Annotated in this window: 18 protein-coding genes; 6 read left to right on the top strand and 12 right to left on the bottom strand. The window is 58.3% G+C overall.

Going from position 1 to position 19,936, the window contains the following annotated elements; all coding sequences use genetic code 11:
• Window positions 1–21: 21 nt before the first annotated feature.
• Window positions 22–768, bottom strand: a complete 747-nt coding sequence (locus BTUS_RS01685; RefSeq protein ID WP_013074398.1) for a hypothetical protein — start codon at window positions 766–768, stop codon at window positions 22–24.
• A gap of 250 nt (window positions 769–1,018) precedes the next feature.
• Here BTUS_RS01685 and BTUS_RS16600 point away from each other — a divergent pair, with 250 nt between their 5' ends.
• Window positions 1,019–3,004 carry an SH3 domain-containing protein gene (locus BTUS_RS16600; RefSeq protein ID WP_013074397.1) on the top strand — a complete coding sequence of 662 codons (1,986 nt, stop codon included), beginning with the start codon at window positions 1,019–1,021 and terminating at the stop codon, window positions 3,002–3,004.
• Window positions 3,005–3,123: 119 nt separating this feature from the next.
• On the opposite strand, the gene cyoE is transcribed toward BTUS_RS16600, so the two are convergent.
• Window positions 3,124–4,059: a heme o synthase gene (gene cyoE, locus BTUS_RS01675; RefSeq protein WP_013074396.1), complete on the bottom strand. Its 936-nt coding sequence runs from the start codon at window positions 4,057–4,059 to the stop codon at window positions 3,124–3,126.
• Window positions 4,060–4,113: 54 nt separating this feature from the next.
• Window positions 4,114–5,088, bottom strand: a complete 975-nt coding sequence (locus BTUS_RS01670) for a COX15/CtaA family protein (RefSeq protein WP_041303573.1) — start codon at window positions 5,086–5,088, stop codon at window positions 4,114–4,116.
• 294 nt (window positions 5,089–5,382) lie between these two features.
• Between BTUS_RS01670 and BTUS_RS01660 the strand changes: the two genes are divergently transcribed.
• Complete coding sequence (locus BTUS_RS01660; RefSeq protein ID WP_013074394.1) at window positions 5,383–5,670, top strand: hypothetical protein; 288 nt, start codon at window positions 5,383–5,385, stop codon at window positions 5,668–5,670.
• 366 nt (window positions 5,671–6,036) lie between these two features.
• On the opposite strand, the gene metH is transcribed toward BTUS_RS01660, so the two are convergent.
• A complete protein-coding gene (gene metH, locus BTUS_RS01655) occupies window positions 6,037–9,516 on the bottom strand; it encodes a methionine synthase (protein ID WP_013074393.1) in 3,480 nt (1,159 codons plus the stop codon).
• Between the two features lie 259 nt (window positions 9,517–9,775).
• Here metH and BTUS_RS01650 point away from each other — a divergent pair, with 259 nt between their 5' ends.
• The 3 genes from BTUS_RS01650 to BTUS_RS01640 are packed head-to-tail and all read left to right on the top strand — an operon-like array spanning window position 9,776 to window position 13,149.
• Window positions 9,776–11,059: an ArsB/NhaD family transporter gene (locus BTUS_RS01650; protein WP_013074392.1), complete on the top strand. Its 1,284-nt coding sequence runs from the start codon at window positions 9,776–9,778 to the stop codon at window positions 11,057–11,059.
• A 31-nt stretch (window positions 11,060–11,090) separates the two neighbouring features.
• Window positions 11,091–12,368 (top strand): ArsB/NhaD family transporter, encoded by a 1,278-nt coding sequence (locus tag BTUS_RS01645; RefSeq protein WP_013074391.1) that lies wholly within the window; start codon window positions 11,091–11,093, stop codon window positions 12,366–12,368.
• A gap of 34 nt (window positions 12,369–12,402) precedes the next feature.
• Window positions 12,403–13,149: an alpha/beta fold hydrolase gene (locus BTUS_RS01640; RefSeq protein ID WP_013074390.1), complete on the top strand. Its 747-nt coding sequence runs from the start codon at window positions 12,403–12,405 to the stop codon at window positions 13,147–13,149.
• A 13-nt stretch (window positions 13,150–13,162) separates the two neighbouring features.
• On the opposite strand, the gene BTUS_RS01635 is transcribed toward BTUS_RS01640, so the two are convergent.
• The 7 genes from BTUS_RS01635 to BTUS_RS01605 form a co-directional block, all read right to left on the bottom strand.
• Window positions 13,163–13,870: a cytochrome c biogenesis CcdA family protein gene (locus tag BTUS_RS01635; RefSeq protein ID WP_041303570.1), complete on the bottom strand. Its 708-nt coding sequence runs from the start codon at window positions 13,868–13,870 to the stop codon at window positions 13,163–13,165.
• Between the two features lie 106 nt (window positions 13,871–13,976).
• The gene (locus BTUS_RS01630) at window positions 13,977–14,540 is read right to left on the bottom strand and encodes a TlpA family protein disulfide reductase (protein WP_013074388.1); all 564 of its coding nucleotides are present in this window, start codon (window positions 14,538–14,540) and stop codon (window positions 13,977–13,979) included.
• Between the two features lie 144 nt (window positions 14,541–14,684).
• Window positions 14,685–15,269, bottom strand: coding sequence for a class I SAM-dependent methyltransferase (locus BTUS_RS01625; protein ID WP_013074387.1), 585 nt, complete (start codon window positions 15,267–15,269; stop codon window positions 14,685–14,687).
• Between the two features lie 25 nt (window positions 15,270–15,294).
• Window positions 15,295–15,684 carry a DUF302 domain-containing protein gene (locus tag BTUS_RS01620; RefSeq protein WP_013074386.1) on the bottom strand — a complete coding sequence of 130 codons (390 nt, stop codon included), beginning with the start codon at window positions 15,682–15,684 and terminating at the stop codon, window positions 15,295–15,297.
• Between the two features lie 52 nt (window positions 15,685–15,736).
• Window positions 15,737–15,997, bottom strand: coding sequence for a metal-sensitive transcriptional regulator (locus BTUS_RS01615; RefSeq protein WP_013074385.1), 261 nt, complete (start codon window positions 15,995–15,997; stop codon window positions 15,737–15,739).
• Window positions 15,998–16,129: 132 nt separating this feature from the next.
• Window positions 16,130–16,456, bottom strand: coding sequence for a rhodanese-like domain-containing protein (locus BTUS_RS01610; RefSeq protein ID WP_013074384.1), 327 nt, complete (start codon window positions 16,454–16,456; stop codon window positions 16,130–16,132).
• Between the two features lie 59 nt (window positions 16,457–16,515).
• On the bottom strand, window positions 16,516–16,761 hold the full coding sequence (locus BTUS_RS01605; RefSeq protein ID WP_052300514.1) for a rhodanese-like domain-containing protein: 246 nt from the start codon (window positions 16,759–16,761) through the stop codon (window positions 16,516–16,518).
• A 267-nt stretch (window positions 16,762–17,028) separates the two neighbouring features.
• On the opposite strand from BTUS_RS01605, the gene BTUS_RS01600 reads away from it, so the two are divergent.
• On the top strand, window positions 17,029–18,462 hold the full coding sequence (locus BTUS_RS01600; protein ID WP_013074383.1) for a diaminopimelate decarboxylase family protein: 1,434 nt from the start codon (window positions 17,029–17,031) through the stop codon (window positions 18,460–18,462).
• A 167-nt stretch (window positions 18,463–18,629) separates the two neighbouring features.
• Here the strand turns inward: BTUS_RS01600 and BTUS_RS01595 are convergent, their stop codons facing one another.
• Window positions 18,630–19,916, bottom strand: a complete 1,287-nt coding sequence (locus BTUS_RS01595; protein WP_013074382.1) for an MFS transporter — start codon at window positions 19,914–19,916, stop codon at window positions 18,630–18,632.
• Between the last annotated feature and the right edge of the window lie 20 nt (window positions 19,917–19,936).

Raw genomic sequence — 19,936 nt, 5'->3', positions numbered from 1 at the left:
CGAGATTTTGGCCAACAGTCCTTACGCCTGAGATTGGGGCGGCTGACCCCGCAAAACCCGCAGGACCTCCGTCTCCAAGGCCAATTGCCGAGCGAGGACTGCTCCCCCATCTCCCGCGAAGGCCAAGGGCAACAGATCTTCCAACGCCTTATCCACAGGTTGCCCCAAACGGGTGCGCAACTGGAGGAATTCCTGGAAAATCCACCGAATGCCAAAGGGAAGTTCCAACTGATCCAACCCCGCTTCGATTCCCCGGCTGGGGCCCACGACCAGCCTCTGGGCACCGAGAATCCGGAGCACCAAGTCCCGAACTTCGTCTTTCCGGCGTTCTTCCAGGCGCACCGCCACATACTCGTACACCAGGGCTTCCACCAACTGTTCCATCTCTCGCCGGGCGTCCTGGGTGTCCTTGACAATGCCGAAGATCGGTCGGTCCACCGCCTGTTTAAAGGCTTGGGCCACCCCTTCTTCGGACAAGTGCGTAAGAACGAGATTCACCCGACTGCCGTGAAGCGATTCAATGTGATGAAGCAACCCCGCCAGCCCGGCCGCCAGAGCGGGATTCCCCGAACAAATCAAAAACAGTCGGTCCGCCTTGTCGATCGGCCCAAGGTTCAATTGCCGCAGCGAATTCGACAAATCCACCAATTCCACATCTTTGTGGACATTGGCCACTCCAGAAAAGCGCTCCGTCCAAATCTCCGTCACGGTATTCAGAAATTCCGTCAGATCCGCGTGGGTCACCGATGCAAACCCGAAAATCGTCATCCCCGCACCCCGTTCCCTCTCGAATCTCCTTCCCCCTAAACTCTCTATTGCTAGTGTCTCATGAACGGCCGAATCTGTACAGGACAAATTCTGCCCGACCCGGGAGGAAAATCGTTCTCTGTGGACGAATTTCTTGTCGTGAGGTAGTAGATGGCCTTCCCCTGCAAGGATGTGAGACACGACTTTCCCAGCCGGCCAAACGCCGTCTGGGAACGACGTGACGCCAAGGGACTGAAGGGAGGCAGTGTCGGTGAAGCGCAAGAGATACCTCTGGCCGTTGCTCGTCCTCGGAACGGCCGGTGGCGTGGCGGGAGCACACCCAGCCCACGCGGAGGGTTCTTACGCCGTCTTTCAATATGCCGTTCGGTTAAAAGAGTTTCCTACACTGACGGATGCCGTGGCCTATGCGAAACTGTGGGACCACAGCCGGATCGTCAACCTGGCCACCGGCGAAGACGAATGGGACAACTATCCGGCCCCTGCCGCCATGTTGGGCTACTGGGTAGTTCGGAACGGCGAGTGGGTGGACGCTGCCTGGGCCAAGGAGCAAGCCGTTCAAAAAGCGAAGAATGTGCAGGATTCCGTCGTGTTGAATGCCCTGACCGGAACTGTGGTTTGGCGGCACCCCCCGACGACTGCTCCGAGTCAGGGCGGGGCTTCCGGGGACGGTTTATCCTCTCGGGGAGAAACAGCGAGCAACTCCCCCCCGGGCAATGCCCCATCGACCCCGGTGGATCATCCGCCTGTTTACGCCCAGATCCTACCCCCGGGGACGACCGCGACAAAGGCGTCGGCAAACCCGTTACCCGGTGGATCTTCGCCGGGACCAGCCCCGGGGACATCAACGGAAAGTCCCTCGCCCGCTTACTCGGCGAATGGGCAAGGGACACCGTCCCCTGGGGCCGCAACCTCTTCACCCCAACCGGGGAATGGAAGTGGGACCACCCGGGTCCCGGATCGGCCTGCTCCCTATGGGCCGGATTATTACGAGGTTCAAGGGGGCACTCTTTTGCACCTGTTCGGCATCCCGGGGGCGCCACCCAAGGCGGCAATCGTGGTGGGACCGGCACCCGACTTTATGCGGCCCGGAGACATCTACATACGGGACTCCGCACATCGGTTTTACCGGCGGACTCCTTCGGGCGATCAGCCAGTGGGCGTGTGGGAGCCTCCCTTTGAAACCCTGGACCTCCGACTGCCGGCCAAGATCACCGGCCAGGAGATCGACCAGTTTATTCGGGAGCACCACCCCGACAGCCCACTCGTTGGAATGGGGAACGCCTTCGTGCAGGCCGGGCAACAATACGGGGTCAACGCCCAATACCTGGCCGCCCATGCGATCCTGGAGAGCGGGTGGGGACTGTCTTCCATCGCCCTCGACAAGAAAAATCTGTTCGGATACGGGGCCTATGATGGCGACCCGTACAACGCCGCCGCCACCTTCGCGAGTTACGAGGACTCGATCCGCTTTATCGCTTACTTCGTCCGGCACCAGTATTTGGACTCCGGCGGGCGGTGGTACGGAGGTTCGCCAACTTTAGACGGCATGAATGTCCACTACGCCACAGATCCCGATTGGGCGGAGAAGATCGCCGCCCTGATGGAACAGATGCGCCCGTATCGGCCGGAGGATTACCGCGGGGCGGCGACGCTTCCCGCTTCCGCCCCGCCGCCTCCCGGACCCATCGCAGATCCACCTCCGGCGCCCGCCAACTCCGGCGGCACTTTGCCGCCTCCAAACCCGGGCCGGCCCGGCACCGGTACCGGCCTGCCTATCCTCGGTTCCCAGCTCGGAGACCGCTCGGGGGTGCCAACCCCCCTGCCCGCAGGTCTCAAGGGCGAGACGACCGACGCCGTCAATCTCCGGGAAGGCCCCAGCACCTCAAGCCGGGTCATCACTGTGCTGCCACCCGCGACTTCGGTGACGGCGTTGCAGCGATCCCCGGATGGCTGGTTTCAGGTGGACATTGGCGGGCAAAAAGGGTGGGTATACGGCCAGTACCTGCAACTCGATCACGTGCTCGTCACCCGGGTGGACGACGCCCTCAACGTCCGCCGGGGACCGGGTCTCTCCTTCAGCGTCATCACCCAGGTTCCCGCCGGCACCCTCCTCACCCCCGTCAACACCGCCGGAGGCAAGCCAGCGATAGTCAACAACTGGTACCACGTCCGCCTGCCAAGCGGCCAAGACGGATGGGTCTACGGAGATTACGTCGCCCAGGCTGTGCCCGTGTGACAAGCGCCTGGCCGGTGTGGGCCCACGATCTCCGGCCCCGCCCACAGGGCAGTGGGCTCCAGCCGACGAAAAATGGGCTTCCCCCGGAAGGAGGGAGGCCCATTTCCCTTCAACAAGAGTTATTCCACGCCGACGATGGCCGCTGCGCAGATGGCCATGAGATAGATCAACGAATAACGAAACATTCCATTGGCCCACTTCATCGGTTCGGACGTTCGAAAGCCCCATAGACTCATTCCGACGTAGATCCCGCCGAGAATCGCCGCCGGAATCAAATACAACCACCCCGCAGCCCCGGTCCAAAAGAGCAACAGTGAGACGGGCCACAGCACCACCGTGTAACCGAGCATCTGGCGCCGCGTCGGCTCGAACCCCCGTACCACCGGCAGCATGGGGATTCCCGCCGCTCGGTAATCATCCACCCTTTTCATGGCCAGGGCAAAGAAATGGGGCGGTTGCCAGAGAAAGATGATCGAAAAAAGAATCCACGCCGATGGGTCCAACGTGCCCCGCACCGCCGCCCAGCCGATGAGAGGAGGAACAGCACCGGCGATTCCCCCGACCACGGTGTTCAGGGTGGTGGTTCGCTTCAACCATAACGTATAGACGATGACATAAGTAAACCAGCCGATAAAAGCCGTGAGCGCCGCCAGACCATTGATGCCCACTGCGAGGAGCACCAACCCTGCCAGAGAAATGGCCGAACCGAGCAATAGTCCCTGCACGGCTGGAATCCGGCCGTTGGCCAGTGGCCGCTTGGCCGTGCGAGGCATGACCCGATCAATATCCCGATCAATCCAATTGTTGAGGGCGGCCCCACCCCCCACTACGAGGGCCGTACCCGCCAGGGTCACCACTGTGGTGTACCCGTCGATACGCCCGTGGCCGGCCAGCCACAACCCCGCGAACGTCGTCCACAAGTTGGCGACATTGATTCCTACCTTCGTGATCGAAACATAATCTTTCCAGGAACGGCTGACTTCTTGCGGCTCCGCTGCAGAATCGGATTCTATCTGAGCGGGGGTCGGAGAATCATAGGCCGCGGGCCTTTCCATCCTTCCCCCTCCTTTCTGTACATCGTGCGTCCTCAACCTTCACCACCGTTCCGGTCACATCCGGCCCCCGGCCGTCAGGCCGTCCGAAGACCCCTTGGCCACCACTGTTTCGTGCCCAGGATTGATCTGTTGACCGTGCAGATCGTGCCACAAGCCGGTCACCAGATACGACCCGAGCCCGACGACCAGCGCCGCCCCCGACCAATGCACGGTCACCGAGGCCACATTGAGTTCTAACAGGTACGCCACCGCCCCCGCCGCCATCTCAGCCACCAATAGGCTGAGGTAGAGCACGACGGTCTTGACACCCCGGGCGCTTCGCACCGCCTCGGTCAACAGCCAAACCGCTAACGCCGCCACGACGAAGGAAAAAAGGATGTGTAGGGCAAACACCGTTGTGGAGAAAATCTTCGACGGAATCATGAACTGCTGATGACTCGCGAGGTAGGTCCCCTTGCCGAATAACGCTTCCCCGGCCCCGGAATGGCGAAAATACCCGCCCAACAGTACTTCCCCAAAAGCCGCACCGGCGGTGATCCACGCCGCCCGCATCAAGCGCCGGTCTTTCGTATTCATCTCCCGGGGGGCAACGGCGGTTCCAGATCCAGCGGACCGCCTCAAGTGTACCGTCAAAGCCACCATCGTCGCAAACAGAATCATGCTGTTGCCCACATCGATGGTGGTGAACGCGCCGGGCAGGACCAACACCACAATCAACGCCCCGGCGATCACCTGAACCGAGATACTGGCGACGGTGATCCCGAGCAGCCACTTCGACAAACGATCCAAGCGCTTCCGGTTGCGGAAACCGACTACAGCTACCGCCAACACCAGGAGTGAAACCGCGGCCGCCACCAGGCGATGGGTGTATTCGACCAGGACGAGGCCATCAAGCGGCGGTATCAACTGTCCATTACAGAGGGGCCAGTCCGGGCAGACAAATCCCGCATTCAGGCCCACCACCAAAGCACCCATGACCATCGAAATGTATATTGTCACTGCTGTAACCAACGGCAGTCGGTACCCCACCGTCCCATCCCCTTCCGTCGAATTCATCGCCCGGAAAAGCCGTGCCACCCCGCAGCGATGACCGGGCCTCGCTCCAACGCTACACTTTGCTTAATATAATGATACACTCCCATGCGCCCGACCGCCAGTCCCAGGAAGGGCCGTCCACCGGGGGGATTCGACATCTGTCGCACATCGTTTGCAATTTGGACACAGTTTATCCAAAAAATGCCCCGCATGCCCTTCACTTGACAAGGTGTCCGGATTGACGGAACATGGAAAAGAAGATAATCCGCGTGGTTGAGGTGAAAAGGATTGAATCTAAAAGTCGTCTTGCCCGGCATCGTCGTATTGCCGCGACAGACCATCGTCGTATTGGAACAGGTGTATTCCCGGGGAGACGGAACTCACGGGGCTCTGTCCGTTTTTGACAAAACCGAACACATCCGATTTGAGTTCCAAGGTCAGCAGCCTCCGGAAGGGACGGAGGAACCGTCTTTATCCGGGAAAAACTACCTGGTGGACTATTGCCAAGTAAATTTTGAGGGTGACAAGACCACGACCTTGATTCACGCCCGGGAGATTCACGTGGGCGCACATTGAACCGGCCATCGTGATCTGGCCTGGGTTCTGGGCCGTCGGTCCCCCGACGGCCCGCCCTCCATCTCAACCCCCCTTCCTCGCCCTCTCCGATCCGACCAGTCGTTGCCCCGTCGCTCCATCCCTGTTCCGGGAGCTGACCGCATAGCACTCCGTCTTTCAGCATCGACCGACCGATTGGCTTCTCACCTGCATCGATCCGTGCTCTAGAAAGCGTTGGTGGAAGGAAAAGGCCCGTTCCAACACATGGGGGGTATGGCCTCCCCGCTTGAGCGCCTCATTGTAATACTCCAGCATTAAAGTTCAACAATGACCGCAGCTGAACCGGCCCGGCCTCCAGGGCCAGGCGGTCCGGGCAGCCGGACCGAGCTAGGTTACGTCTGCCCGAAAATACACCGCTTCCGGATGACTGAAGACCAAGGCAGACACCGAAGCCTCGGGGTCCATCATGAAGCCGTCTGTCAGTCGAATCCCAATCTCTTCTGGCCGCAACAAGCGGAAAAGTTTCGCCTGATCCTCTAAATTCGGACAGGCCGGGTACCCAAAAGACACCCGAATCCCGCGATATTTGGCCTGAAATCGCTCCCTCATCGTCATATCCGGCGGATCCGGAAATCCCCACAGGTCGCGAATCATCCCGTGCAGCCGCTCGGCAAAGGCCTCGGCCGTTTCCAGAGCAAGGGCTTGTAGAAAATGGGACTTCACGTATTCCCCCCGAGCCTTCCACTCCTCTGCTTTGTCCCGGATCCCGGCACCGGCCGTCACGGCAAAAAAGGCCACATAGTCCATTTCTCCGCTCTCCACCGGTCGCACGTAATCGGACAAGCAAAGATACGGCTCCCTCCCCTGGCGAGGGAAGGTGAACCGCTCGATGACTCGACCCGGCTGTTCAGGGTCATAGATCAAGATGTCGTCTCCTTCGCTCTGACTGGGGAAGAATTGGTACACGGCGTGAAGCCGCAGCAACCCCTCCCCCTTGGCTTCGGCAATCAAGGCATTCAGCCGCTCCACCCACTCCACGGCCTTCGGATCCCTCTCGGCGAGGAGCTTGTCCACGTTCCCCCGCAGCCCCATATGGCGGCCCAGCAACATTTGGAGATTGATGTAAGGCTGAACGTGGTCGAAAGGATAATCCCGCCACAGGTGGCGGCGACAATCCGGAGGGACCGCCACAGGAACGGTGCGACTCACCGATGACCTCCTCGGCCTGGAACCGGTTGAAACGGCCGGAGCGGCTGGGCGGTCGGTCAGGGAGGCCCGCAATTCTGCCGTCTTCCTCTCCAACTCCGGACGCCCCTCGGGGTCGACCAACCGATTGGCGATCTCCAGCCCCTCCATGGCGTCTTTGGCATAAAGAACCAACCCCTCGTACTCCGGGGCGATACGAGTATAAGCGAATTTCGCCGTCAATGCCGCACCGCCGACGAGAAGGGGCAGGGATACGCCCGCCGCCCGGAGGTCCTGGGCCGTGACCACCATCTGTTGGGCACTTTTCACGAGGAGGCCCGAGAGACCGATGGCATCGGGTTCCTCACGCCGGACCGCCTCGATTAACACCTCCGGCGCCACTTTGATGCCCAGATTCACCACTTCGAACCCGTTGTTGCTAAGGATGATCTCCACGAGATTCTTGCCGATGTCATGGACATCCCCCTTGACCGTGGCCAGGAGGATCTTGGCTTTTTTCGCCGTCTCCGCCTTTTCCATGTGCGGTTCGAGATAGGCCACCGCCGCCTTCATGACCTCGGCGCTCTGGAGCACCTCGGCCACGATCAGCTGGTTGTCATTAAAGAGCCTCCCCACCTCATCCATGCCTGCCATCAACGGCCCGTTGATGATCTCTATGGGAGAGGCGCTCTGAAGGGCCTCGGAGAGATCATCCAAAAGCCCCTCTTTCGACCCTTCCACCACACAGCGGGCCAGCCGCTCGTTCAGGGAGAGGGTCTCCCGGCGCACCGGCGGGCCGGCGGGTCGGTCTTTGAAGCGATCGTGGAACCGGGCCAGGGTCTCCTGTCCCGTTTCAAAGAGGAGCGCCTCGGCCAGGCGGCGCTCCTCTTCGGGAATGGAGGCGTAGCGCTGAAGCTTTTCAGGGTTGACGATGGCGTAATCCAATCCGGCCTTGGTGCAATGGTACAGGAATACCGCATTGAGCACCTCCCGGCCAGCGGGAGGCAGGCCGAAAGACACATTGCTGATCCCGAGGATGGTGGCGCTGCGGGGAAACCGCTCCTTCAGCATACGGAGGGCAGCCACCGTCTCCGCCGCCGCCCCGACGTAGTTCTCATCCCCGGTCCCCACCGGGAATACCAGGGGATCAAAGATCAGGTCCTCCGGGGGAATCCCGTATTCTTCAGTCAAAAGTTGGTAGGAGCGTTGGGCCACCGCCAATTTGCGCTCCCGGGTCACCGCCATACCCTCCTCGTCGATGGTCCCCACCACCACCGCCGCGCCGTAGCGCCGGGCGAGAGGCGCAACTTGGGCAAAACGCTTTTCCCCGTCCTCTAAATTGATCGAATTGATAATAGCTTTCCCCTGGGAGCGCTGAAGAGCCAACTCCACGACCCGGGGGTCTGTGGAGTCGATCATGAGCGGCACTTTGACCATTCTGGTCACATATTTGAGAAACTGGTCCATGTCCGCGTACTCGTCCCGATCGGGGTCCGCGAGGCATACATCAATAATCTGCGCGCCGCCTCTCACCTGGGCCCGGGCAATCTCCGCCGCTTCTTCGAACCGCCCGGATTGGATGAGTTCGCGAAATTTCCTGGACCCGATGACATTGGTCCTCTCCCCGACCAACAGCGGCCGATTGTCGCCCTCGAGGAACACCGCCTCTACTCCGGACACCGCCGGCGGATGGTCCGCCGCCGGGGTGCGCGGGGGAAGCCCGCGGACGGCCTGGGCCAGGGCCCGGATGTGCTCCGGGGTCGTTCCGCAGCACCCGCCCACCACATTGACCCACCCCTGCCGCGCAAACCCCGCCATTTTTTCGGCGAGGCTCTGGGGGGATTCGTGGTAGTGGCCTTCCTCGTCCGGCAGCCCCGCGTTCGGATAGCAGCTGACCGCAGTCTTCGCGAGCCCGCTGAGCGTCCGCAGATGATCGGTCATAAACTCCGGCCCCGTGGCACAGTTGAGCCCCACGGCGACGGGGTGAAGGTGCTCCACCGAAACATAAAAAGCGTCTATCCCCTGGCCGGCCAAGGTGGTCCCCATGGGTTCGATGGTCCCGGAAATCATCACCGGCACTTCAAAACCCAGCTCAGCAAAAGCCCGGTGGATCCCCACGCCCGCCGCCTTGACGTTAAGGGTGTCCTGGGCGGTCTCCACCAAAAGGAGGTCCACTCCGCCGTCCAGCAGCCCCTTCGCCTGTTCGGCGTAGGCTGCCGCCAGGGTGTCAAAATCGATCCCCCCGGTCACCGACAGGGTTTTGGTGGTGGGACCCATGGCCCCGGCCACAAAACGCGGCCGATCCGGCGTGCTGTACCCATCCGCCGCCCGCCGGGCCAACTCCGCCGCCGTCCGGTTGATGGCGTAGGCTTTCCCCTCGAGCCCGTACTCGGCCAGCACCACCCGGGTGGCCCCAAACGTATTGGTTTCAATGATGTCCGCCCCGGCTTCGAGATAGGCCTCGTGGATGGAGGTGATGACGTCCGGACGGGTTAAGTTGAGGACCTCATTGCACCCCTCCTGGGCCTCGCCGCCAAAATCCGCGGCTGTTAAGCCTTGTTGCTGGATCATCGTCCCCATTGCCCCGTCCAGCACCAGAATCGCCTCTTTGAGACGGCGCTCCAGAAGCTCCGGGCGCCTCTTTGCCAGCTGAACCGATTGGATATTCTGTCCCAACGTCATGCCCCACCTCCCTTGGCACAGCGGACAGCTCGGATATCAAGCCCATATGACGATGCCATCGAAATACTCTTCCTAACCGCCGCGGTCATTTCACGCCTATATTACCGAACCTGCTTCCTCTTTTCAAATTTAGTGGATCTGGTGTCCTTTTCGGAGTTAGAGCCCATGCGGACAAGCTACAAAGGCAGCCACTAAAACGCTTTGGTATAACCTAGGCTCCATGTGGTATAGTAGCAGGGGAGGCGCGCCGGAGGACATGATGGATCATACAGCTCTATTGGCCGTAGGAATTTTTGTGATCACCTATGCGTTTATCGTATCCGAATGGGTTCACCGTGCGATCATCAGTATGGTCGGAGCGGCACTGGTGATTTTATTAGGCATCGTCGACCAGGACATGGCCATCCATCACATTGATTTTAATACGCTAGGTTTATTAATCGGAATGATGGTTCTCGTAAACATTACTGCGCAAACCGGGGTGTTCTCATACTTGGCGATTTGGACAGCCAAAAAAGCCAGGGGTGAGCCGATTCTGATTTTAGTCGCAGTGGCAGTCGTCACCGCGGTGGTATCCGCATTTTTGGATAATGTAACAACGGTTTTGCTGATGGTGCCCGTCACTTTTAACGTGACGCAACGACTGGGGATCTCCCCTTACCCTTATTTAATGGCACAGATTTTGGCTTCCAATATTGGCGGTACCGCCACCCTCATTGGTGACCCGCCAAACATCATGATCGGAAGTGCAAACCCAAACCTCACGTTTCTTGATTTTATCAATAACTTAGGCATCGTTTCCGCGATCATTTTAGTGGTGACCATCGGATTAATGGCCCTTATTTTTCGCCGATCTCTTGACGCGTCGGCTGAACGCAAAGAGACCCTGATGACACTGGAGGAAAAAACTGAAATCACAAATCCCGTGCTATTGAAAAAGAGCCTCAGTGTCTTGGCCTTGACGATTTTCGGTTTTTTTCTTCATCAAAAGCTTCACTTGGATAGTGCAACCATCGCTTTATCCGGGGCCTTTGTGCTTCTCCTGTTAACCGACGAAAAGCAAGTGGAGAGGGCCCTAGCTAAGGTCGAATGGACCACGATTTTCTTTTTTACCGGTCTGTTTGTGATCATTGCCGGTCTCGTAGAAACGGGTGTGATCGAAACTTTGGCCCGGGCTGCCCTGGAGTTAACGGGGGGGAGATTGAATGCGACCGTTATGCTGATTCTGTGGATGAGTGCCCTTGTTTCCGCGTTTTTGGACAACATCCCCTTCGTCGCCACCATGATCCCGATGGTCCAGGAAATGGGACACATGGGCCTCACAAACTTGGATCCGCTGTGGTGGAGCTTATCTCTCGGCGCCTGCCTTGGAGGGAATGGAACCCTAATCGGGGCCAGTGCCAATCTGATCGTAGCGGGGTTGGCAGATAAAGAAGGACACCGGATTTCCTTTGTGCAGTACCTCATCCTCGGATTTCCCTTGATGATCCTATCGATCGCGATCAGCGCCGCATATGTGTACCTCCGGTATCTGATTCACTGACGGCGAGAGAAAGGGGTGGGCCGAAAGAGACATGGAACATCAAGCCCTGTTGGCGATAGGAATTTTTTTGCTGACCTACGCCGTGATTATCAGCGAGAAAATCCACCGGACGGTTATCGCGATGGTTGGCGGGATCCTCATGATCCTGCTCGGAGTTGTGGACCAACAAACGGCAATACAGCACGTTGATTTTGGAACCATCGGATTACTGGTCGGAATGATGATTATCGTCAACATCACCGGGCGCACCGGTGTATTCAAATATCTTGGAATCCGAGCAGCGAAAGCCGTAAAGGGGGACCCAATGCGAATTTTTTGGGCCCTGAATCTGATCACAGCCATCGCTTCCGCGTTTCTGGACAATGTGACGACGGTACTTCTCATGGTCCCAGTCACTTTCAGCATTGTCCGCCGGTTGGCGTTGCCGCCGATACCTTTTTTGATTTCGTTGATCCTGTCCTCGAACATCGGGGGTACGGCCACCATGATCGGTGATCCGCCCAATATCATGATTGGAACGGCGGTCAAAGAGCTGACATTTGTGGATTTTATCACCAACCTTGCGGGTATTTCTCTCATCATTCTTGTCGTCACCCTCGGGGTCCTTTCGCTGATTTACCGAAAATATCTCCGGGCCGACGAGGATGTAAGACAGCAAATACTTGAGTTGGATGAAAAAGCCGAGATCACCGATATCACCCTTCTAAAGAAATCGGTTGTTGTGTTGCTTCTCACGATGCTCGGGTTTTTCTTGCACCCTATCCTTCACATTGAATCGGCAACGATCGCTTTATCAGGGGCGACCCTGCTCCTTCTGCTTACGGGTGAGCGCTATCTCGAGGAGGCTCTGGCCCACGTCGAGTGGGGGACAATCTTCTTTTTCGTGGGTCTATTTGTACTGGTGTCCGGCCTCGAGGTCACCGGAGTCATTACCGCATTGGCCAAACAGGTGATTAGTTGGACGGGCAACAATATCGCTGGGGCATCATTGCTCATTCTATGGGTGAGTGCCATCGCTTCCACCTTCGTGGACAACATTCCCTTTGTCGCCACCATGATTCCCTTGATTAAGGAAATGGGATCCTTGGGCTTGACAAATTTGGATCCGCTATGGTGGAGTCTGTCTCTCGGAGCCTGCCTGGGAGGAAACGGGTCATTGATCGGTGCAAGTGCCAACGTCATCGTAGCGGGAATGGCGGCCAAAGAGGGACAGGGAATTACCTTTCTGCGCTTCTTCTTGGTCGGTTTTCCCTTGATGGTCCTCTCGATTGCCATCGCCCACCTGTATGTCTTCCTCAGGTATTTATGAGGAGCCTAAAAGCCAAACGCGAGGAGTGGACAGCATGGAAAACCAAGCCCACTTAGGCGGCATCGATATCGCTTACACCCTGGAAGGATCCGGCCCGCCAATGGTGTTTATCCACGGAATGGCGGGAAGCCGCATCGTCTGGAACCACGTCGCCCCGCCTCTGGCGGCAGATTTTGAGACTCTGGTCTATGACTGCCGGGGACACGGCGAGAGCACCCACCCGGCTTCCTACACTTTGGACGACCACGTGGCCGATCTGGCAGGCCTCCTGCGCGCCCTGGAGATCGAGAGGGCGCACATTGTGGGCCACTCCATGGGAAGCTTCATCGCCCAGGCTTTTGCCATCGCCCACCCTGAGCACTGCCGCTCTCTCGTCCTCATTTCCACCCGTTCCGCTGCGGGCCCGGAGCGGCCGGGGCGGCTCGTGAGCCCTCGGGGCGGCATCCCCATCAAGGAGTTCGTGGGAACAAAAACGCCCCTCATGACCGTCGTCGGCCGTATGAAGGGCTATCCGCGCCCGGAACCCGAGATTCTGCGCGTCGCATCCCGGGCTCTGGCCGGCTTTGATTTGAGAGATCAGCTACACCGGATCGAGGCGCCCACTCTGATCCTCCAAGGAGACCAGGACCGCATAACCCCTCTGTCCTCCGCCCGGGAGACAGCCGCAGGCATTCCCGGGGCCAAATTGGAGGTCCTACAAGGATATGGCCATTTTCTCCACGTGGAATGTCCCGACATACTGGTGGACCGGATCCGCTCCTTCTGTCTCGCGGCGCCATGAAGGCGAAGCGCAGTTAAAAGCCGGTAAATCCGCCGAACAACTTCGTGAGCCAGACCGTAATCGTGCTCAGGGAATCCGTCAGCAACAAGAATCCCATGACCACCATGATGACCCCGCCGGCCTTGCTGACCACGCCTGACTTTTGTTGCAGCCATTTCCAGGAGGTGAGGGAAAAAGCCAGGATCAAAAAGGGCAGTGCAAATCCCAAGGCGTAAAGAGCCATGAACAGGAGGGCCCGGCCGGGCTCGTTGGCCGCCATGACCAACACCGAGGCCAGGATCGGGCCGATGCACGGCGTCCAGCCGGCGGCAAAACTGACTCCGATCAACCAGGCTCCAAAATACCCCACCGGTTTGCGATTGACCGTCCATTTTTTCTCCTGCATCAACCAGTCCGATCGAATCCACCCGGCAATCACCATGCCCATGAAGATGACCACAATCCCGCCGATGATCCGCAGCCACATTTTATACTCCACAAACAATTGGCCGATGAGGCTGGCAGACCACCCTAGAGCTAGGAAAACGGTGGAAAACCCGAGCACAAAAAAAACCGCATACTTCAAGGCCCGCCTTCGCGCCTCGGCGCGATCGGCACCTTCCCCCCAGGACACGCCGGAGATGTAAGAAATATACGAAGGGTACAAGGGCAATACACAGGGAGAGACAAAGGAAAGCAATCCTGCGCCAAACGCCAGCCACAGGGTCACCGGTTCCGACACGATTATCACCTTCCCTACCCCGGAGGCCGCCGGAGCCCGCCATCGGCCTTCGCGCCTCGCGTCAGCCGGCACACGCCTGTCCCGTGTTCAGCCCCCGGACAATCTTCTACTTTGCCGATGCCAATTCCCCGAATAACCGGTCCATATCCTGTTTCGTCATCAGTCCCTGAACCAACTCGACGATCTTGCCGTCCGGAGCGATAAACACGCTGGTGGGGATGGCCTGTACCCGGTACAGATCAGACACCTTGCCCTCTGCATCCGAGAGGACAGGATAATCAATCTTGTAGTTTTTGATGAAATCCAAGGCTTTTTGCTGGTCATCTTGTTGCGTCAGGTTGATGCCATAAAAGGCGATCTTATCGCCGTATTTCTTATGCATTTCCACGAGGTCTGGCGTTTCCGCCTGGCACGGGGGACACCAGGAAGCCCAGAAATTCAAGAATACCGGCTTGCCTTTCATCTGGGACAATGTCACAGCCTGTCCGTCAAACGTTTTCAAAGTAAAATCCGGAGCCTGGTATCCTTTAATCGGCAGGGCCGCACCACCCCCCGCTCCGGCTTCGGATCCGTTCGATTTCGTGACATTGATGACGACGGCCACGGCAATGAGGAGCACGACCACGACAAAGATCGTGAACCCCATGCCGCTCTTGCGCTTGCCGGTCACCCCGCTCCCTCCTTCGTCTCGGTTAATGCAACAATCGGGCGACGACGGTCATCACCAGAACCGCTGCCGCCACGGCGAAAAACACGAGTTGCCCGGGGCACCAGCCGCAACGCACCCGCCGAGCCAACCATGAGGCGAACCCGGTCAGCGGGCATGCGTTTGAGGTGCGGCCACAAGAGCGTAATGAAACGCACTGACGTCCAGAAGACTCTCCACCTTCAGTCCGCACCGCATCATTTGCTGAGCCAAGCGATCGGGATTTAATCGTTCCTGTTTGGGGGGCCCTTTCTGGTCTGTCGCCTCCGGGTGCCATTCGATCACCACCATTCTCCCATTGAGCCTGAGCACGCGTCGCGCTTCTTGAAGGGCCTCATCCAGAGCATCTACTTCGTGAAGCACCAATGAGTAGAGGAGCCGGTCCACCGATCCGTCGGGCAGGGGCAAATCGTCAGCCGCGCCGACGAGCGGCCGCACCCTCGCCGGCATCCCGCCTGGCCAACGGCTCTGCAACACTTCCAACATCCGCGGTTCCACGTCTATGGCATACACCGTCCCCTGGGTCCGCTCGGCGAGGGGAAGGGTAAAATACCCCGGCCCGGCCCCGATATCCGCCACTGTATCTGCGGGATTCGGAGCTAAGAGGTCGAGAATTCGATCCGGAGGCAGGACGCCCCTCCGTTCCTCCCCAAGCAATCGGTCCATGTGGTCGGGATGAAATCGATGTCCCACGCCCTCACCCCTTACATGTCGACTTTCAGCGGGCCGCCGCATCAACGGCTGCAGTGAGTTGCTCCTCCACCCGCTGGGCGATCTCCCGCAACTCGGCGTCCTCCGAGGCGTGGCCGAGCAGCATGGTCGGCCGGGGCAGACCGATCTTGGTCTTTTCCCCGTCCCGGTAGACGACAATCTTGCAAGGCAAGAAGTACCCCACCAGCAGTTCCCTCCCCAGTACCCTAGCCGCCTCCTGGGGATTGCATACCTCCAGGACTCGGTACGGGGTATCAAAAGATACCCCCTTTTCCCGGAGTTTCTCCGGGATGTCCATCTGCCACAACACACCAAAGCGGCGCTCTTTGAGGGATTCCTCCAGGGCGCGAACAGACTCTTCCAGGGATTTGTCGGTGGTCACCGTATAATGAAACATATTCCTCCTCCTTCCGTCCTTATCCTTCCCCGTTGCCGCGAAGCGGTGTCGATCAGCGACTTTTCATCAAAAGTTCAATGGCTTCTTGAATCACTTGGTCCGCAGGGCGGCCGTTCTCAACTTCGTCCCGGATGCACATTTCCATGTTCGATCCGATCACATATACAATGAGCCGGTCGATCGCCGCCCGAACTGCGGACAGTTGCGTGACAACATCTCGACAGGACTGCTCCTTTTCCATCATGCCCATAATGCCCCGAACCTGACCCTCGATGCGCTTCAGGCGATTCTTCATCGCATCTGTGTATTCCATGGTCCAACACCTCACTGTTGACTATACCATACCCCGAAGTGGTTTACGATACGCCTGGGACGCTTTCCGGGGTCCAGGCTCTAACATCCTGCCGAGCGGCTGACGGCACTGTCCGCTCCGGAAGGCACCTGCTCACGCACCTTCGGATTCAGGTCCGTAATTCACCGCTCCAGGCCAGTAGATCATGCCACCGGCCAGGTTGATGACACGCTCGTACCCCAACCGCTGAAGGAATTGGCACACATAGCCACTTCGGCTGCCCGACCGGCAGACAAAAACAATCTCCTCGTGCTTTGAAATTCGGCCGAGAGCTGCAGAAATCTCGCCCATCGGGATTAATTCCGCTCCAGGGATATGCCCGTGTTCATAATACTCTACCGGTTCCCGCACGTCGATAATCCGGGGGGCAGTCCCCTCCTGCATCCGGCGCCATAGGTCCTCGCCACTCCACTCGCGCATCCGAAATCCTCCTTCACGAGCCGCGGCGCGGCCCTATCTTTTCATGTTTTTCACCGCACTCACCGGCTCCGCTTTGAATGGAGCCGTCGATTCCAGGCGATCATCCCGCCCCGAACGTTCCAGAGCCGGGCATACCCGGCCTTTTTCAGGATTCGTGCCGCCTGAACACTTCGATGGCCGCTTCGACAGATCAAGGCCACCTCCCGATCCTTTGGGATGCGGTGCAATTCGCGAGACAATCGGCTCAGCGGCACATTCACAGCTCCCGGTACGTGACCTGATCGAAGCTCGTGCGCCTCCCGCACGTCTGCGATCTAAACCGGGGGCAATCTCGCACCTCCGATACCGGAGAGAGTATATTTATGGATGCAGTATATACCCCCCAGGGCATCATGTCAATCCAAGGTAATAGTTCAAATCAACTATTCCCAACTGTGCATACGCATCACATGAGATCGACCACCTGAACCAGTCATTTTTCCTCCATTTGTCTCTTGGGGGAGCAAGGAGCAGAGGGATATGGTGAATTATAGGGTACAAATCGCTTCAATTCAAAGGGGAGCGCAACAGAGGTGCCGAGGGGGATGGGGATCGCCATGGTCCTGTTCGATAAACTGACAAGACGGAACATGCTCATTCGCAATGGCCGGCTAACTATGGATGATGTCGATCTAGAGGCACTGGCGGATCGCTTCGGCACGCCACTGTATGTGTATTCCGAATCCCATCTGTGGCGAAATGTCCGTCAACTCCACGACGCCTTTCACTACGAACACGTACCCGCCGACCTGTTCTTTCCGCTGCGGGCCTCTTCGAATCTGGCCATTCTTCAAGCCATCGGTCGGACCGGTATCGGGGTCGAGGTCGGCTCTATGGGAGAGCTCAAAAAGGCTCTCACCGCAGGTTTCAGTGGAGAACGCATCTTGCTCGCCGGAGCAGATAGACCTCCGGAACTTCTCTCCCATGCCTTGGAACGAGGGGTACGGGCGATCAGTACGGACTCCCTGTCGGAAATCGAGACGTTGTCCACGCTGGGTACCCGCATGGCGCGCCCGGCCGACATTCTGTTGGAAGTCGACCCCGTGCTGTCTTTCCCCAACCATCGGCCACCCACTCCCTATTATCTAAAGTCCGGGATCGATCGTCATGACTTGCTTTCTTTCGCCGAGCAAACCCTTAATTATCCCGGCATACGTATCCGGGGTCTTCATGTGCAGGTCGGCACCTACCGGTGGAAACCCGAAACGTTACGTCGAGTCGGCGAGATCGCCCTAGAACTGTTAGAACAGATTCGAAGTCGGCTCGGGGTGGATGGGGATGTTCTCTTCCTGGGGGGAGAACTGCCACTTCAGGTGCAGGAGTTAGATCTTCCGTCCTCGGATGAAGCCGCCGCAGAATTGGATCAGGATCTGCTGGCCGCGCGGACCTTGGCGGAGCTCTTGACCCAGTACGACCGGCCGCTGCGTTTCGTTCTGTCTCCCGGCGAGCGGCTCATTGCGAACGCCGGCCTATTGCTGACCACCGTCCGCCAGGTAAAAAGCAAATCGATTCGGGACGAAGAAGGAAATATCACCGATATCGTGCGCTGGTTAATCGTCGATGCCGGACTCAACATCCTTCCTCAGTGGCCCGGGGAACCGAGCAACAGGGCCGCTTTGTCCGTCACCCGGGCAGAACAAACTCACGATGTCCCCTTCAAAATCGGCGGCCCCTTGTACGACCACCGGGATTATTTTCGCGACGGCGCCCAGGGCAGCGAGTACTATCTCCTTCCGGGGAACACGCGCCCCGGAGACCGTTTGGCCTTTTTGGACACCGGCGCCTACGTGCTTGAATATATGTCCGAAGCCAACAGCTTTCCCCGGGCCGGCGCCGCGATGATTCGCACCTCCGGTCAGGTCCATCTGATTCGCCATCACGACACCTTTCGGCAACTCGTGGATTGTGACGTATTTCCAGGGAAATACAGAAAAGAGCCACGCCCCCACCACCAGGTGGATTTGTAGGAACATCCCCTGACACGGTGTCCCCCGTTCAAGATCCCGGGCGTCGCGACGGGCCATTCGGGGAAAGGGGACAATGCCCGCTTCTCAGGACTACACCACGTTGAAAGAGCCCGCCCCGGCACACTCCCCGGGGCGGCGGATGACTCATATGCTAAACAGAAAGCGGCTTAATTCTCGGCAGTGAGCTCGGTTCGAGAATAGGCGATCTCCTTGGTCTCCGGCGAGAACAAACTGAGAACCAGGGAGATGATCAGCCCTCCGATAAAAAACCCCCCGAATACCCATGGTGACGGGCCAAAATTTTTTGCCATGGCCGTCCATGCCAGAGGCCCAAAACCGACAATGGCCGCAGCCACCTGGTATCCCACCGACAATCCCGTGTACCGGACCTTTGCGGGAAACAGCTCCGAGAAAAATGTCCCCTGAGTGGCGAAGATGGCCCCCCATACGATCCCCAGCACGATGACCTCCATGAGATATAGCCAAATGACATGTTGGGCCATTAAGGCAAAATAAGGGATGGACAACACCAGTAGCAGAACTAATCCGGAGATGTAAATGCGCTTTCTTCCAATATAATCAGAATAATATCCGATGATGGGCATGACGATCAGCATCGTGGCACAACCCAGAGTCAATGCGTTCAACGCGTCACCCCGGGAATACCCAAGATACATCGTGGCAAAAGTGAGTACGTAGGACATGGTGAACACGTTGACAAACCCGTCTCCCAGCTTCAACCCGATCGCCCGGAGAACATTTTTCCAATCGTGCACCAAAGCGTCAATCAGGGGAACCCGGGCAACATCTCCGCTTTGTTTCTGGGCCTTGAAAACTGGAGTCTCGTCCACGCCGCCGCGAATCCAAAGGCCGACCACCACGAGAAAAATGCTGAATAAAAATGGAATTCGCCATCCCCAGGCCATGAACTGTGCGTTGGTTGTAAAGTGGTTGATCAGCGCCAGGCCAAACGTCCCCAACACCAGACCCACGGGCACCCCCATTTGCGGAATCGACCCGTATAGCCCGCGCACTCCTTTGGGGGCATTTTCGGTAGCGAGAAGGATCGCACCTCCCCATTCACCCCCCAGAGCGACCCCCTGGATTAAGCGAAGGAGAACCAAAAGGGCGGGGGCCCACAGGCCGATATGCTGATAGGTGGGCAGCAGGCCAATGAGTGTGGAACTTCCTCCCATCCCCATCAAAGTGAACATCAAGGCGGCTTTACGGCCAAGGCGATCGCCGAAGTGACCAAAAAGTACACTTCCCAGAGGTCGGGCGGCATAACCCGCTCCAAAAGTGGCAAAGGCCAGGATGATGGAAACCGCGGGATCATGAGTGGGAAAATATAATGTCGAAAAAACCAGAGCTGTGGCTGAACCATACAGATAAAAGTCATACCATTCGATGACCGATCCGATGAGGCTCGCGAAAAGAATCCGGGCTGTGCTCATGAGGCGTTCATCCCCCCCGA

This window comes from Kyrpidia tusciae DSM 2912, assembly GCF_000092905.1.
Classification (GTDB): Bacteria; Bacillota; Bacilli; order Kyrpidiales; family Kyrpidiaceae; genus Kyrpidia; species Kyrpidia tusciae.
Note: the sequence above shows the minus strand (reverse complement) of the source record. Positions and strands in the feature narration are given on the sequence as shown.